At 66.9% G+C, this 14571-nt stretch carries 15 protein-coding genes; 2 read left to right on the top strand and 13 right to left on the bottom strand.

Translation table 11 applies throughout. The features are described 5' to 3' along the window. The first annotated feature begins 8 nt into the window (after positions 1-8). Both rsmA and WC597_RS05310 read left to right on the top strand, forming a co-directional pair. The gene (rsmA, locus tag WC597_RS05315; RefSeq protein WP_372692235.1) at positions 9-818 is read left to right on the top strand and encodes a 16S rRNA (adenine(1518)-N(6)/adenine(1519)-N(6))-dimethyltransferase RsmA; all 810 of its coding nucleotides are present in this window, start codon (positions 9-11) and stop codon (positions 816-818) included. Continuing rightward, on the top strand, positions 815-1939 hold the full coding sequence (locus WC597_RS05310) for a pyridoxal phosphate-dependent aminotransferase (RefSeq protein ID WP_372692234.1): 1125 nt from the start codon (positions 815-817) through the stop codon (positions 1937-1939). The genes rsmA and WC597_RS05310 overlap by 4 nt, the downstream gene beginning before the upstream one ends. On the opposite strand, the gene WC597_RS05305 is transcribed toward WC597_RS05310, so the two are convergent. From WC597_RS05305 to WC597_RS05245, 13 genes are all read right to left on the bottom strand, one after another. Continuing rightward, the gene (locus tag WC597_RS05305) at positions 1936-3687 is read right to left on the bottom strand and encodes an ATP-binding protein (protein WP_372692233.1); all 1752 of its coding nucleotides are present in this window, start codon (positions 3685-3687) and stop codon (positions 1936-1938) included. The two genes, WC597_RS05310 and WC597_RS05305, sit on opposite strands and share 4 nt — an antisense overlap. Positions 3688-3888: 201 nt before the next feature. Next, the gene (gene gmk, locus WC597_RS05300) at positions 3889-4530 is read right to left on the bottom strand and encodes a guanylate kinase (RefSeq protein ID WP_372692232.1); all 642 of its coding nucleotides are present in this window, start codon (positions 4528-4530) and stop codon (positions 3889-3891) included. After that, on the bottom strand, positions 4520-5404 hold the full coding sequence (locus WC597_RS05295) for a YicC/YloC family endoribonuclease (RefSeq protein ID WP_372692230.1): 885 nt from the start codon (positions 5402-5404) through the stop codon (positions 4520-4522). The genes gmk and WC597_RS05295 overlap by 11 nt, the downstream gene beginning before the upstream one ends. Continuing rightward, positions 5401-6561 (bottom strand): endolytic transglycosylase MltG, encoded by a 1161-nt coding sequence (mltG, locus tag WC597_RS05290; protein WP_372692229.1) that lies wholly within the window; start codon positions 6559-6561, stop codon positions 5401-5403. The genes WC597_RS05295 and mltG overlap by 4 nt, the downstream gene beginning before the upstream one ends. Before the next feature lies 1 nt (position 6562). Then, positions 6563-7834, bottom strand: a complete 1272-nt coding sequence (fabF, locus tag WC597_RS05285; RefSeq protein ID WP_372692228.1) for a beta-ketoacyl-ACP synthase II — start codon at positions 7832-7834, stop codon at positions 6563-6565. A 151-nt stretch (positions 7835-7985) separates the two neighbouring features. Beyond that, the gene (locus WC597_RS05280) at positions 7986-8225 is read right to left on the bottom strand and encodes an acyl carrier protein (RefSeq protein WP_008264317.1); all 240 of its coding nucleotides are present in this window, start codon (positions 8223-8225) and stop codon (positions 7986-7988) included. A gap of 179 nt (positions 8226-8404) precedes the next feature. Next, complete coding sequence (fabG, locus tag WC597_RS05275) at positions 8405-9145, bottom strand: 3-oxoacyl-[acyl-carrier-protein] reductase (protein WP_372692227.1); 741 nt, start codon at positions 9143-9145, stop codon at positions 8405-8407. 142 nt (positions 9146-9287) lie between these two features. Beyond that, the gene (gene fabD / locus WC597_RS05270) at positions 9288-10232 is read right to left on the bottom strand and encodes an ACP S-malonyltransferase (protein ID WP_372692226.1); all 945 of its coding nucleotides are present in this window, start codon (positions 10230-10232) and stop codon (positions 9288-9290) included. 71 nt (positions 10233-10303) lie between these two features. Beyond that, positions 10304-11605, bottom strand: coding sequence for a cytochrome b/b6 domain-containing protein (locus WC597_RS05265; RefSeq protein ID WP_372692225.1), 1302 nt, complete (start codon positions 11603-11605; stop codon positions 10304-10306). Between the two features lie 64 nt (positions 11606-11669). After that, positions 11670-12365 carry a YceI family protein gene (locus WC597_RS05260; protein ID WP_372692223.1) on the bottom strand — a complete coding sequence of 232 codons (696 nt, stop codon included), beginning with the start codon at positions 12363-12365 and terminating at the stop codon, positions 11670-11672. A 135-nt stretch (positions 12366-12500) separates the two neighbouring features. Beyond that, positions 12501-12929, bottom strand: coding sequence for a molecular chaperone DnaJ (locus WC597_RS05255; RefSeq protein ID WP_372692222.1), 429 nt, complete (start codon positions 12927-12929; stop codon positions 12501-12503). 7 nt (positions 12930-12936) lie between these two features. Beyond that, entirely contained in the window at positions 12937-13773 is an 837-nt protein-coding gene (locus WC597_RS05250; protein WP_372692221.1) for a division plane positioning ATPase MipZ, read from the bottom strand. A gap of 129 nt (positions 13774-13902) precedes the next feature. Next, on the bottom strand, positions 13903-14571 hold the full coding sequence (locus WC597_RS05245) for an SPOR domain-containing protein (protein ID WP_372692220.1): 669 nt from the start codon (positions 14569-14571) through the stop codon (positions 13903-13905).

Raw genomic sequence — 14571 nt, 5'->3', positions numbered from 1 at the left:
CAGGGCGTGTGACCGACCTTCCTTCCCTCCGCGAAACCCTCGACGCCCACGGCCTTTCGGCCAAGAAGAGCTTCGGCCAGCATTTCCTGCTGGACCTCAATGTGACGCGCAAGATCGTCCGCATGGCCGGCCCGTTCGAGGGCCGCGCGGTGATCGAGGTCGGCCCCGGCCCCGGCGGCCTGACCCGCGCCCTGCTGGAATCCGACGCGGGCCCCGTGGTCCTGATCGAGAAGGATCCGCGCTTCGTCCCCCTTCTAACCGAACTGGACGACGGCTCCGGCCGCCTGACCATCGTCGAGGCCGATGCGCTGAAGGTGAAGGAGGCTGATCTGGTCTCCGGCCCGACCCATCTGGTCTCCAACCTGCCCTACAACGTCGGCACGCCCCTGCTGATCAAATGGCTGACCGGCCCGTGGTTGCCGCACAGCCTGACCCTGATGTTCCAGAAGGAGGTCGCCGAACGCGTGGCCGCCGGGCCGGGCGAGGACGCCTATGGCCGTCTGGCCGTGATCTCCCAGGCGGTCTGCACCGCCCGCATCGTCATGCACCTGCCCGCCGCCGCCTTCACCCCGCCGCCCAAGGTGGCCTCGGCCGTGGTCCATCTGGTCCCGCTGGACGAACGCCCGTCGCCCGAACGCCTGAAAAAGCTGGAACGCGTCACCGCCGCCGCCTTCGGCCAGCGCCGCAAGATGCTCCGCTCCAGCCTGAAACAGCTCGGCGGCGCCGCCTTGTGCGAAGCAGCAGGCATAGAGCCCGACGCCCGCGCCGAGACCATCGATGTGACGGGCTTCTTGCGCCTAGCGGATGCACTGGCATGACGGTCGAACCCTTCCGCGCCATATCCGTCAGCCGCTTGGCGCACCAGCTGAAGGCCGAAGGTCGCTCGATCATCCACATGGAGTTCGGCCAGCCCTCGACCGGCGCCCCCGCCGCCGCCATCGCCCGTGCGCATCAGGTGCTGGACGCTGACGCCATGGGCTATTGGGAAAGCCCCGACCTGCGCGCCCGCATCGCGCGCCTGTATGACGACCGTTACGGCGTTACGGTCGATCCCGACCGCATCCTGCTGACCTGTGGCGCGTCTCCCGCTCTGGTCCTGGCGCTCAGCACCCTGTTCAAGCCCGGCGACCGCATCGCCCTGGCCCGTCCCGGTTATGTCGCCTATCGCAACACCCTGCGCGCCCTACACCTTGAACCGGTCGAGATCGCCTGCGGCCCCGACACCCGGTTCCAGCTGACCGCCGCCCAGCTCCAAGTCCTGGATCCCGCACCCGCCGGCGTCATCATCGCCAGCCCGGCCAATCCAACCGGCACCATCATCCCCGACGCCGAACTGGCCGCCATCGCCGAGGTCTGCCGCGCGCGCGACATCGCCATCGTCTCGGACGAGATCTATCACGGCCTCAGCTACGTCGGCCCGACCCCGTCGATGCTGCAGTTCGCGCCCGACGCCGTGGTGATCAACAGCTTTTCCAAATACTGGAGCATGGCCGGCTGGCGCCTGGGTTGGCTGCTGGTCCCGGAAACGCAGATCGACGCCGCCCGCGCCTATATCGGCAACATGTTCCTGACCCCGCCCAGCCTCAGCCAGCATGCCGGTCTGGTCGCGATGGACGCTGTCGATGAGTTGGAGGGCCACATCCAAAACTACGCCTGCAATCGCGAGCTGATGCTGGACGCCTTGCCTGCCCTCGGCCTGAAGAAGATCGCGCCACCGGACGGCGCCTTCTACATCTGGGCCGACATCGGCCATCTTACGAACGACAGCGTGGCCTTCTGCGAACAGTTGCTGCGCGACACCGGCGTCGCCACCGCGCCCGGCGTCGACTTCGACCCGGTGGATGGCCATCGTTTCATCCGCTTCAGTTTCGCCGTCTCGACGCCCGAGATTGAAGAGGCGCTTAACCGCATGCGCACCTGGTTCGCAGCCCTCTCCTAAGCCGCTTGGGCCTGCGCGCCCGACGACGTCGCCTTGTGCAAGGCGTCGTAAAGTTTCCGAGGCTCCAGCGGCTTGGCCAGCCAGTCCGTCATCCCGGCCGCATAACAGGCCTGAACCTGCTCGACCTCGGTCCCTGCACTGAACCCGATCACCGGAACCGCAGCATTCAAACCGCCCGAGGCGCGCAGCCGTCGCGTCGCCTCATTGCCGTCGATCCCCGGCATGTTCACGTCCATCAGCACCACGTCGAACGCCTGCTCAGCCAGCAGCGACAGCGCCAGATGGCCGTCCGAGGCTGTCGCCAGATCCACGTCCAGCGGCTGGAGCACCAGGGCGATGGTGCGCCGATTGATCTCGTGATCGTCAACGGCCAGCACCCGGATTCGGCGCGCCAGCACCGGCGCCGCGGCGTCCAGGCTGTCTTCAGCCTGCGTCGGCTCGCCCGCAGGCAGGTCGATGCACAGGGTGAAGGCGGCCCCCTGCCCCGGCACGCTCGTGACCGTCAGGTCGCCGCCCATCAACCGCGCCAGCTCGCGGCTGACGGTCAGGCCCAGACCCGTCCCGCCATAGGTGCGCGCCACCTCGGCTGATCCTTGCGCGAACGGCGTGAACAGCCGGCTCATGGCTTCGGGCGTGATGCCTGCCCCCTGATCGGTGACGGTCAGGGTCAGACGATGGCGGCCGTCGGCGCCCGGCGCTGCGGCCTGCAGCCGGATCGTGCCGGCCAGCGTGAACTTGATCGCGTTCGACACCAGATTGTTGATGATCTGGCGCAGACGATAGGGATCGCCCCGCAGCCAGATGGCGTCACCTTCGCCCCCCGACATCTCCAGCGTCAGTCCCTTCTCGGTCGCCGGCGCCGCCCAGAATCGCGCCGTGTCGCGCACCAGATCGCCCAACTCGAAGTCGCGGCTCTCCATCGACATCGCCCCCGCCTCCATCTTGGAGTGGTCCAGCAGGTCGTTCAGCATCCCGGTCATAAGGCGACCCGCGTCGATGATCAGGTCGGCGGTCTCCTCGCGCTGCTCGGGCAGCTTGCCGCCGCGAATGACATGGGCGCCCGCCAGGATGGCGCTGACGGGCGTGCGCAGTTCGTGGCTGACGATGGCGGCCATGGCCGCGCGATCCGCCATGGCCGCCTGCGCCTGCTCCAACCGTTGCTCGGCCTCAGCGCGGGACTGAACCTCGGCCTGACGTGCGGCGTGCACCCGCCAATAGACGTTCAGAATCGCCCCCGCGAACAGGGCGGCCGACAGGGTCATCACCACGACGCCATGGGTGTCGCCTTGGATGATCTTGACCACGGGCATCAGCGCCAGCACCGCCAGATAGGGCCCGCCGCCGATGAAAAAGACTGTCCGCGACCCGATCCCCGACGCCACATTGGTCAATAGCCCGCCCGCAAGCGTCAAGGCGGCCAGGGTCACCAGGGCCGGATGATTGGACGACCAGATGATCAGCGCCATACCGCCATAAGTCGCCGACATAAGCGTCGTGGACGCCAGGGCCAGCGCGACCGGCAGTCGCGCGTTGGACGGTTCGGCGCGTCGATAAGGCGCCATCGCAAATAGCTCGAACGCCTGAACGAACAGCGCCGCCATCAACCATAGGGGGATCCACCGCTCCATGCCGGCCGCATACATGGCCCAGGCGACGACGCTGGCCAGCAACAGCCTGACCGGAACCTGCTTGGCGCGTTCCTTGGCGCTGCTCGCCATAAGAGGACCGATTGAATCCAGAAAGCGCATGATACCCCCGTTCACCGCCTAACGTTAGGTCAAGAGGGCGAACAGGACGTAAACCACGCGCGTTCAGCCGCTACGGGGTGTTCCTTACTGCCGCGTTTACCGTCTGCAACCTTCTGTCCGGCAAAAGGGCTTCAGTAGCGTAGCGTTGAGTACCCCGCAGCGCCGCCGGCCACACCACGGCCTGCGGCGCTGTCTTTTTATTCAGACGACTTCGCGCAGCAGAGCGGTGCGATAATCCTCAACCCAAAGGTTGCGGAACCGGCGCGACCGCTCCGCATGATAGATGTGGGCCAGTTCGGCGTAGGATCGGTCGAAGTCCTCGTTGACCAGCACATAGTCGAAGGCGTCGCAGTGTTCGATCTCGCCCTTGGCGTTGGCGACGCGGCGCTCGATCACGTCCTCGGCGTCTTGCGACCGCGTCACCAGGCGGCGACGCAGCTCTTCCAGACTGGGCGGCAGGATGAAGACGCGCACGGCGTCCTCCGGGCATTTCTCGGCGACGTCGCGCGCGCCCTGCCAATCGATGTCGAACAGGACGTCGCGGCCCTCGGCCAGCGCCCGATCTACCGGCGCGCGCGGGCTGCCGTAGCGATTGCCGTGAACGTCCGCCCATTCCAGGAAGGCGTCCTGGTCGATCAGCCGTTGGAACTCCTCATGCTCCACGAAATTATAGTCCCGTCCATGCACCTCTCCGGGGCGAATGCCGCGCGTCGTCATGGAGACGGACAGCTCCAACCCGCCGTGATCCGCCATCAACCGGCGACACAGCGACGTCTTGCCGGCGCCCGAAGGGCTGGCGACGATCAGGAGGACGCCTCTGCGGGGCGTGCGTTCATTCGACATTCTGGACCTGCTCACGCAACTGTTCGATGACGGCCTTGAGCTCCAGGCCGATTCCGGTGAGCGCGGTCGTAGCGGATTTCGAGCACAGCGTGTTGGCCTCACGCATGAATTCTTGCATCAAAAAGTCGAGTTTGCGCCCGGCGGGCGCCGAGGCCACAAGCTGGCGCGCCGAAGCGACGTGCGCCGCCAGCCGATCCAGCTCCTCGCGCACGTCCGCCTTGGTCGCCAGGGCGGCCGCCTCCAGGAAAATCCGATCCTCCAATCCTGGCGCATCCGGCGCCAGTTCGGAGATTCGACGCGCGAAACGGTCGCGAATGGCCTCGACCTGGGCCGTCGCCTCGACCTCGGCCTGGACGACCAGCGCCTCGATCCGGGCGATGAACTCCTCGATCACCGGCGTCAGCTGCGCGCCCTCGTTCTGGCGCGAGGCCTTCAGCGAATCGAGCGCCTCTTCGACGGTGCGGGCCATGGCCGCCTCCACCGCCGCCCGCGCCTCAGGATCGTCTAACTCTTCCGGCGCCTCGATCACGCCGCGCAGGGCCAACAGGCCGTCGGCGGACGGCGGCGTCGCCCCATCTTCGGCCAGTTCATTGGCCAGGGTCAGATAACGCGCGAGGACGGCGGCGTTGATCGCGACCGCCGCCTCTCCCGCCTCGGCTCGCTTGGCATGGACGCCGATGGTGACCTGGCCGCGCGCGAACCGCGCCTGGCCCGCGGCCTTGGCCGAGCGCTCCAGCGCATCGAAACCGTTAGGTCCCCGGAACCGGATCTCCAGATTGCGCCCGTTGACCGAGCGCACCTCGACCGACCAGGCCCAGCCCTCGCCGGCCCCGTCCGCCCGGCCAAAGCCGGTCATTCCCGACAGGCTGCTCATCGTGGTCCCTGCGTCGCGCCGGCTGGAAGGGTGATCGTCGCCTGACCGCCCGCGACAGGCGCAGCCGCAGGATCGGTCGTCATCGGCGCCGCACTGGTCCCCGGCGTCACGGGTGCGGCCGCTTCCGGCGGCAGGCCCGCCTTCTGGCGCTCGATCTGACGCCAGCGCGCCACGTTCTGTTGATGCTCGTCATAGGTCAGGGCGAAGGCGTGTCCCCCCGATCCGTCGGCGACGAAAAACAATGCTGGATCGGCCGGCGGGTTCAGCACCGCCTTGACCGCCTCCTTGCCCGGATTGGCGATGGGCGTCGGAGGTAGGCCGTTGATCTGATAGGTATTCCACGGCGTTGGGGCCAGCAGTTCGGAGCGCCGGATGCCACGCCCCAGCGGCCGCCCCTTGGTCACGCCATAGACGATGGTCGGATCGCTCTCCAGCCGCATCCCGGCCCGCAGCCGGTTCGAGAACACCGCCGCCACGCGCGGACGCTCGGCCGCCAAAGCCGTCTCCTTCTCCACGATGGAGGCCAGGATCACCGCCTCCTCAAGACTGCGCGCGACCGTGGCCGGAGAGCGCTGGCTCCACAGCAGACGCAGGTTCTCGTTCGCGGCGCGCTGCATCCGGTCGATCACCGACTGGCGCGTATCACCGCGCGAAACCTCATAGGTGTCGGGCCACAGGCTGCCTTCTTCGGGCGTCTGCGCCACCGTTCCGGTCAGCGTCGGCTCCTTGTTCAGGATGTCCACGGCCTGCAGCGACGACCAGCCCTCGGGCAAGGTCACGAAATGGCGTACTACCCGTCCCTCGACCAGCAGGTTCAGCACCCCGGCCAGGGACGTGCCCGACGGCACCTCGTATTCGCCGGCCCTCAGTCGACGATCCGCGCCCGTGAGGGTCGCCGCCGCGCGGAACAGGTCGGTCGAACGGATCACGCCCGCCGCCTTCATCCGCGCCGCGATGGCCGAGACGCCCGATCCACTGGACAAGGTCACGACCGTCTTGTCGCCCTGCTCCGCCGATGGTCCCGGCGCATAGTAGATGGCCCACACCGCGATAAGCGCAGCGAGCAGGAACAGGCCGAAGGTGGCGGACGCGGTCAGCAGCGAGACCGTGAACCCCGACCGCCCATTGGACTTCTCGACCCGTCCCCGCCCGAACATCTCAGTCGACCTTCTTGAAGATCACCGAGGCGTTGGTGCCTCCGAAGCCGAAGCTGTTGGACATGGCAACGTCGATCTTCATCGGCTTTGCCTTGTTCGGAACCAGATCGATGGGCGTCTCCATCTCCGGGTCGTCCAGATTGATGGTCGGCGGCGCGACCTGGTCGCGGATCGCCAGCACGCAGAAGGCCGCCTCTATGGCCCCGGCCGCACCCAGCAAATGCCCCGTCATCGACTTGGTCGAACTGACGGTCAGGTTCTTGGCGTGATCGCCCGCCAGCCCCTCGATCCCCTTCAGCTCGATCCAGTCGGCCATGGTCGAGGTGCCGTGGGCGTTGACGTAATCAAGATCCGACGGCTGCATCCCCGCCCGCTTCAGCGCCATCTTCATGGCCCGCACACCGCCCTCCCCGTCCTCGGACGGGGCGGTGATGTGATAGGCGTCGCCGCTCATGCCGTAACCGACGACCTCGGCATAGATCTTGGCCCCGCGCGCCTTGGCGTGTTCGTATTCTTCCAGCACCAGGATGCCGGCGCCCTCGCCCATGATGAAGCCCGCATGGCCCCGGTCATAGGGACGCGACGCCTTCTCCGGCGTGTCGTTATAGGCGGTGCACAGCGCCTTGCAGGCCAGAAAGCCGGCGATGCCGATCGGCACGACCGAACTTTCGGCCCCGCCCGCCACCATCACGTCGGCGTCGTCCAGGGCAATCATCCGGGCTGCATCGCCGATGGCGTGGGCGCCGGTTGCGCAGGCGGTCACGGCCGCATGGTTCGGCCCCTTCAGGCCGTGGCGGATCGAAATCTGGCCCCCGGCCAGATTGATCAGGGCGCTGGGGATGAAGAAGGGGCTGACGCGACGCACGCCCTGTTCCTTCAGGACGATGGCCGTCTCGGCGATGGGGCCCAGGCCGCCGATGCCGGAGCCGACCATCACGCCGGTGCGTTCCTTGTCCTCGTCCGTCTCGGGCTTCCAGTCCGCATCGGCCAGGGCCTCGTCCGCCGCCGCGATGGCGTACAGGATGAAGTCGTCGACGCGCTTGCGATCCTTGACCGACATGATCTTCTCGGGGTCGAAGTCGCCTTCGCCGCCCCCGCCGCGTCCATCGACGCTCGGAATCTCACCGGCGATGGTGCAGCCATAGCCCGTGGTGTCGAACGACGTGATCGGACCGATTCCCGAACGTCCCTCGACGATACCCTTCCAGCTCTTCTCGACGCCCCAACCCAGGGGGGTCAGCAGACCGATGCCCGTAACGACGACGCGGCGCATGGTGCGTGCTCCCTTATCTCCAGCCCGACCTTTCAGAATCATCGCGGATTCCCAAGGGTCAGAAACAGTAAAGGCCGCCGGGCGTCTCCGCTAGGAGCGCCGGGCGGCCCTGTGAACCGTCAGCCTGTTCGGCCGATATCGGCGACTGAAATCAGCCGGCCGACTTTTCGTCGATGAACTTGACCGCATCGCCGACCGTCTGAATGTGCTCGGCGGCGTCATCCGGGATCTCGATGTCGAATTCTTCTTCGAAGGCCATCACCAGCTCGACGTTGTCGAGCGAGTCGGCGCCCAGGTCGTCGATGAAGCTGGCCTTTTCCGTAACCTTGTCCGGATCGGCGTCCAGGTGGTCGATGACGATCTTGCGAACGCGCTCTAGGGTGTCGGACATGAGTGTCTCTCTGCCTGTTTGAAATCGCCGCGGAGGCGGGGGTAGCTAAGAAATCGCCGTCTCACGGCAGCGAAGGCGACGCAAGCCCGAAAGCCCGAACCGCCGATGCATTCAACCCTTTAGCACAGGCTTTCGGGCTGGAAATAGTCTGTTGCGCGACGTGATAAGGGCCGCAGCCCTTAAATCATCGCCATGCCGCCGTTCACATGCAGGGTCTGGCCCGTCACATAGGCGGCTTCGTCGGACGACAGATAGACGGCGGCGGCGGCGATCTCGTCGCCTGAACCCAGGCGGCCGGCCGGAATACGGCCCAGGATGGTGTCGCGCTGCTGGTCGTTCAGCACGTCCGTCATCGGCGAGGCGATGAAGCCCGGCGCGATGCAGTTGACGGTGATCCCGCGCGATCCGACCTCCTGCGCCAGCGACTTGGAAAAGCCGATCATGCCGGCCTTGGACGCCGAATAGTTGGTCTGGCCCGGATTGCCGGTCACGCCCACGACCGAGGTGACGCCGATGATTCGGCCCGAACGGCGCTTCATCATCCCCTTCACCGCCGCGCGGGTCAGGCGGAAATAGCTTTCCAGATTGACGGTCAAGACAGACTGGAAGTCCTCGTCCTTCATCCGCATCAGCAGGCCGTCCTTGGTGATGCCGGCGTTGGCCACCAGAATGTCCAGCGGCGCGCCCGCCGCCGTCTCGGCTGCGTTGACCAGATTGTCGACCGATTCCGGGTCAGACAGGTTCGCCGTGGCGAAATGCGCCCGCTCTCCCAGTTCTTTGGCCAGATCGGCCAGCACGGCCTCGCGCGTGCCCGACAGCACTACGGTCGCGCCTTGAGCGTGCAGCGCCCGCGCCACCGCCCCGCCGATCCCGCCAGTCGCGCCGGTCACCAGCGCGGTCTTGCCTGCAAGATTGAACATTCGAATTTCTCCGCTCATCCCGGCGAAAGCCGGGACCCAGTGCTTTCACGCGCAGGATGGCCGGGATCACCGCTCCAGCGCAAACTCAAACGCTCATCGCCCAAAGATCTGGGTCCCGGCTTTCGCCGGGATGAGCGGTAAATTACAGGCTCTTCGCGAACGCTTCCAGCTCTTCCGGCGTGTTCAGCGGCAGGCTCTCGGCGTCCGGCGCGATCCGCTTGGCCATGCCGGTCAGCACCTTGCCCGAGCCGATCTCGACGAAGCGGGTCACGCCGCCCTCACCCGCCATCCACTCCATGCTCTCGCGCCAGCGCACCCGGCCTGTGACCTGTTCGACCAGCAGGCGGCGGATGACCTCGGGGTCGCTTTCCGGCCGCGCCAGCACGTTCGCCACGACCGGCACGACCGGCGCCAGGATGGTCGCCGAAGCCAGGGCCGTCGCCATCTCGTCGGCGGCGGGCTGCATCAGAGGACAGTGGAAGGGCGCCGAGACGTTCAGCGGGATCGCCCGCGCGCCCAGTTCCTTGGCCTTCTCGATGGCGCGATCCACGGCCGCCTTCTCGCCCGAGATGACGATGTTGCCGTTGTTGTTGTCGTTGGCGACCACGCAGACGCCCACTTCCGAACCGGCCGCCGCCGCCGCTTCCGCCAGCGCCAGATCGGTCTTGGGTCCGATCAGTGAGGCCATCGCGCCGCGCCCCACCGGAACGGCGCGCTGCATGGCCTGGCCGCGCAGCTTCAGCAGCCGTGCGGTGTCCGACAGCGAGATCGCGCCCGCCGCCGCCAGGGCCGAATATTCGCCCAGAGAGTGACCGGCGACATAGGCCGCCGTCCCCACGTCGAAACCGAACTCGACCTTCAGCGCCCGGATCGCCGCCATCGACACCGCCATCAGGGCGGGCTGGGCGTTCTCGGTCAGGGTCAGCTGGTCCTCGGGCCCTTCGCGCATCAGCACGGACAGCTTCTGACCCAGAGCCTCGTCCACCTCGGCGAAGACGTCGCGGGCGGATTGGAAGGCGTCGGCCAGCTGCGCGCCCATACCGACGGCCTGGCTGCCCTGGCCCGGAAACAGAAGTGCGAGGGTCATTGACCGCTCCCTGAATCATTGATCAAGGCGCGGACCCGTAAGGCCAGACTTCCGTCAGGGCAAGCGGCGGGTCACGGAGCGCGGCGAGCCGACACCTCGATCCGCACCCCGATCATTTTCGACACCCAGTCGGCCGTGGCGTCCGACGCCATGCCAAGGTCCAGCGCCGTTCGATCAAGTTCCAGCGCGCCCTCGACGCGGGCGACGCCGTTGGTCTCGGTGAAGCGGAAAGGCAGAACCACGGGAATCGTCGTCGCCTTGATGCGCAGCATTCCCGTCGCTTCATAGCGATCACCGCCCAGCGATCGGAAAGTCGCCGCCTCGAAACGTGCGACGGGATACTGCTCGGGATTCAGCCATTCCGGCCCTTGCAGAGACCCTTCCTGCGTCGGATCGCCCGTCCGCGCGGATGCCGTCTGAACGCTCACCACGGCCTTAGACCCTGTCAGGTCGGCCGGATCGAACCAGACCTGACCTTGCCAACGCTCGAAGCGACCCTCGAAGCGCTTGCCGGCATGGGTTCCACTAAAGGCGATGCTCGACGTCGCTGGATCGATGGTCCACGCTGTCGCCGAGCCTGGCGTGACCGGAGCATCGGCAGGGGGAACAGGGGCCGCAACGGGCGTCTTCGCGGCCACGACCTGGCTCTCAGTCAGGGCATAGGGCTGGGCGGCGATGGCGCCTGCGACGGCGATGGCCAGCACCAGTGCGATACCGACGGCCCGTTCGGCCCAGGGCGACGACGGCGCGCGCCCGACCGCCGCATGGCCACCCTTCAGGCCAGGGACCATATGGCTCAGCACGCCGTCTCGATCGATGAACTGATGCTTCAACGCCGCACCGACGTGCGGCACGATCAGAACGACCGCACCCCAGGCCATCAGCGAATGGGCGCCCATGGCCTTGAACGCCAAGGCCCGCCGCATCTGGATCGACAGTTCGGCGACGCCCGGCAAGTGGGGGATCGGGAACAGGCCAAACCAGCTGGTCGCTACCCCCAGCGCCCGATCCTGAGATACGGCCCAACCTGCCGAGACATACAGCCACCCCGTCAGCGGCAAGGCGAGCAGCAGGGCGTAGAAAGCCACATGGGTCGCACCGGCCGCGAAGGCTTCCCAGCGCTTCATCCCTCTGGGCAGTGTCGGCGGACGGTGCGTCAACCGCCACACGATCCGCACCACGGTCAGGGCCAGGATCAGGAAGCCGATCGACTTGTGGATCTGGAACACCCGATAGGCCAAGGCTTGGCTGTCCGGCCGCTCGATCGCTGCCGTCATCCACAATCCCATCGGGATCATCGACAGGATGAGCAGCGCGATAACCCAATGCAGGGCGATGGCGACGGGCGAATAGCGGGTGCTGGCGTGCGACATGACGGCTTTGATCGTTCGATTACGAATAAGGGCGGCGGACACGTCCGCCGCCCTAGGGTCTTGTTCAGTTCGCCGGAGCAGCCGGGGCGACCTTCTGGATGAACTCGCCGTCGAAGCGGATCGTCACCTCGTCGCCCACGGGGCCAACCGCCATGCCGAAGTCGGAGCGCTTGAACTTGCCCTCGGCCGCGAAGCCGATAGCGGGGACCTGGGCAAAGGGATGACGCTCGATCTCGCCGTTGAACGTGGCGTCCAACGTCACCGGATGAGTCTGTCCCAGGAAGGTCAGGTTGCCGGTCACCTTGGCCGTCCGCGCGCCCGTCTTCTCGACGGCCGTCGAGGCGAAGGTGATGGTCGGGAAACCCCTGGCGTTCAGGAAGTTGGGGCTGTTGGCCATGTCGTCGTCCCAACTGGTGAAGCCGGAACCGCCGTGCGACGCCTGATAGTCGGCCGGATAGGCGGCGCTGACCGAGGTCGGATCGATGGTCGCCGTGATCCTGGAGTTTTCCAGATTGGCCGGGTCCAGCGTCAGCTCGGCCTCGAACTTGTCGAAGCGCGCCGTGTAGTGAGAGATCGTGTTGTGCAGCAGCGACCACTGCAGCGTCGCGTGGGTCGGATCCAGGGTGTAGACGCCGGCCGGAGCTTTCAGCGTCACCGGCGCTTCTGCCTGGGCGGCTGGCGAAGCAGGCGCCTCGCCCGCCTTGTTGCAGGCCGCCAGCACGACCAAGGCCGATAATGCCGCGATGTGTGCGATCTTCATCCAGAAACTCCGTTCAACAAATGACGACCCGATCTAGATCGGCTGGATTTGTTTTGCAACAGTTTCGGTTTCTGATTTCGAGACTGTGCCGAATTACAGAACGACGGCAACGATCCGTTTGCGCGCAGGCCAAGCTTAAAGGCGTCCGGTTTTTCTCAGCAGTCGATCACGCGCCGCATTGACGCGAATGGCCAGGCCTTCGGTGCCGCCCTGATCGGGGTGGGCGCGCGCCATGGTCCGCTTCCACGCCTCGCGTATCTCGGCTTCACTTGCGCCCGATCCGACGCCCAGCACCGCGCGGGCGTCGGCCTCGCTGATCGGTTCGGATCGGATCACGGGCCGGATTCGCGAGGACCAGGCCAGATAGAGACCCACCGCCGCCAGGGCGGCAGCTGTCAGCCACGACCCACGAAACGCCGCCAGCGCGCCGCCCGCCAGCATGACCGCGCCCAGCAGCGTCGCCGTGACGCGCCAGTGCGCCCGCCCATGTCGCTCGGTCTGCCGGCCCAGTCGCACCAGCGCCCAGACGGCGATCGCCGCCAAGGCCAGCCAGATCAGGCCCATGGAGAAATCAGGCCGCTACGTCCAAAGGGCTGAGCGCCTGTTCCAGCCCCATCGCCTTCATCAGGTTGCGCATTTCCTGTCGTGCGGCGACGTGAGCCAGCGACACCGCTACGGGCCGTATGTCGTTCGACAGGTCCGCTACCGTCAGGCCGAACGGGAACAACTCGCGATAGATGACCCGGTCGCGCAGGCCGGGCCCGACGCGGAAGCCGACCCGTTTGGCCAGCTTGTTCATCCGCTCTTCCAGACGCTTGCGGTTGCGCGCCTCGGCGACAGCCAGGCGGTTGGTGACGACAAGCCAGTCGATGGTGGCGTGACGCCCCTGAGCGATGGCCCGCTGCTTGCGCGCCTCCCAGACGCTCTCGGAATAGATCGACGGCTTCAGCAGATCCAGCGTCACCGGATCGACCTCGCCCAACAGGTCGAAATCGACAAAACTGTCGTTCATCGGCGTCACGATCTGGTCGGCGCGGGCGTGGGCGGCGTTAGACACCGCCGTGTCGCCGCCGGGGGTGTCGATCAGGATGCAGTCCACCCCTTGCGCCGCCGCCTCGTCGAAAGCGCGGTCGAATACGGCGATCTGTTCGGCGGCACCCGCCTTGGCCAGAGCCTTGCCGTCGCCCATATCGGGGATGAAGGGCTGAGGCAGCGTTTGACCATTCCCCTCCAGCCAGGCCAGGCGATTGTGGAAGAAGCGCTGCATCGAGCGCTGGCGCAGGTCCAGGTCGATGATCGCCACCGTGCGGCCGGCGTGCAGCAGGCCCGTCACGATGTGGATGGCCAGGGTGGACTTGCCCGCCCCGCCCTTTTCGTTGCCGAGGACGATCACATGCGGCTGCGTCATTCGAGGGAATCCTCTGTGCCGACCGCGCGACTCAAACTGCGCGGTCCTAGGTCCGGCGAGATTCGGCCTCCGCGCCGCAAACGTCAACGGAACCTTAACGCAGACCTGTGGACGGCGAGCGGGCGAGCCTCAGCTGTTGCGGGCGCACCATGCATCCGCGACATCGGCGGATCGGCATACGGCGGCGGCGGTTTCGGTCGAGACCGGCCCGACCTTCAAGCGCGTCAGGCTGCGGCCATTGACCTGAACCTCTTCGAACACAGGCGACAGGCCCGACAGATCCGATTTGGCCCTCAGCCGCGCCCACGCCTGTTGCGCGCCGGCGGGACTGGAATAGGCGCCGAGTTGGATCGTGCGCCCCTGGGTCGGAACACTCAGGCTGGCGGGACGCAACAGGGGCGCCTGGATCCGCGCGACCGCCTCGTCCGCTGCGGCCTTGACGACGGCGGACGCCGCCGCCTGGACCACGGGCTGGGTGACGCGGATGACGGCGTCGCGCAAACCCGTGTCCTCAACCTCGTGGCGGATGCCGGCCTGGGCGTCTCGGGCGTCCCACATGGCGTGCGGGTCCATGACAGCCACCTTGACCGGCGTGAACCGGGCGGGACGCAGACCGGCCTGTTCGGCGGCTCGGTGTCGGCCGTCGGGCTTCAACGGAATGTCGATCGCGGCGACGTTCTCGGCCATCGCGCTGAAGCGATGCGGATTGCTGTCCACCGCGCCGCAGCCGGCCAAGGCCAGGCCGCTGGCGCAGGCCAGGGCGATCAGAACTGGACGGGTCGCTTCTGCGGGCGTCAT

It is taken from the genome of Brevundimonas sp. (genome assembly GCF_041648115.1).
Lineage (GTDB): Bacteria > Pseudomonadota > Alphaproteobacteria > Caulobacterales > Caulobacteraceae > Brevundimonas.
Note: the sequence above shows the minus strand (reverse complement) of the source record. Positions and strands in the feature narration are given on the sequence as shown.

What these genes read in the sequence shown, in the direction of transcription:
- fabG (WP_372692227.1), bottom strand. Translation starts at nt 9,145, where the DNA reads ATGTTCAATCTTGCAGGCAAGACCGCGCTGGTGACCGGCGCGACTGGC.
- fabF (WP_372692228.1), bottom strand. Translation starts at nt 7,834, where the DNA reads ATGCGCCGCGTCGTCGTTACGGGCATCGGTCTGCTGACCCCCCTGGGT.
- WC597_RS05265 (WP_372692225.1), bottom strand. Translation starts at nt 11,605, where the DNA reads ATGTCGCACGCCAGCACCCGCTATTCGCCCGTCGCCATCGCCCTGCAT.
- WC597_RS05295 (WP_372692230.1), bottom strand. Translation starts at nt 5,404, where the DNA reads ATGAGCAGCCTGTCGGGAATGACCGGCTTTGGCCGGGCGGACGGGGCC.
- WC597_RS05250 (WP_372692221.1), bottom strand. Translation starts at nt 13,773, where the DNA reads ATGACGCAGCCGCATGTGATCGTCCTCGGCAACGAAAAGGGCGGGGCG.
- WC597_RS05255 (WP_372692222.1), bottom strand. Translation starts at nt 12,929, where the DNA reads ATGGGCCTGATCTGGCTGGCCTTGGCGGCGATCGCCGTCTGGGCGCTG.
- fabD (WP_372692226.1), bottom strand. Translation starts at nt 10,232, where the DNA reads ATGACCCTCGCACTTCTGTTTCCGGGCCAGGGCAGCCAGGCCGTCGGT.
- WC597_RS05305 (WP_372692233.1), bottom strand. Translation starts at nt 3,687, where the DNA reads ATGCGCTTTCTGGATTCAATCGGTCCTCTTATGGCGAGCAGCGCCAAG.
- WC597_RS05260 (WP_372692223.1), bottom strand. Translation starts at nt 12,365, where the DNA reads ATGAAGATCGCACACATCGCGGCATTATCGGCCTTGGTCGTGCTGGCG.
- gmk (WP_372692232.1), bottom strand. Translation starts at nt 4,530, where the DNA reads ATGTCGAATGAACGCACGCCCCGCAGAGGCGTCCTCCTGATCGTCGCC.
- mltG (WP_372692229.1), bottom strand. Translation starts at nt 6,561, where the DNA reads ATGTTCGGGCGGGGACGGGTCGAGAAGTCCAATGGGCGGTCGGGGTTC.
- WC597_RS05280 (WP_008264317.1), bottom strand. Translation starts at nt 8,225, where the DNA reads ATGTCCGACACCCTAGAGCGCGTTCGCAAGATCGTCATCGACCACCTG.
- WC597_RS05310 (WP_372692234.1), top strand. Translation starts at nt 815, where the DNA reads ATGACGGTCGAACCCTTCCGCGCCATATCCGTCAGCCGCTTGGCGCAC.
- WC597_RS05245 (WP_372692220.1), bottom strand. Translation starts at nt 14,571, where the DNA reads ATGACGCCCGCAGAAGCGACCCGTCCAGTTCTGATCGCCCTGGCCTGC.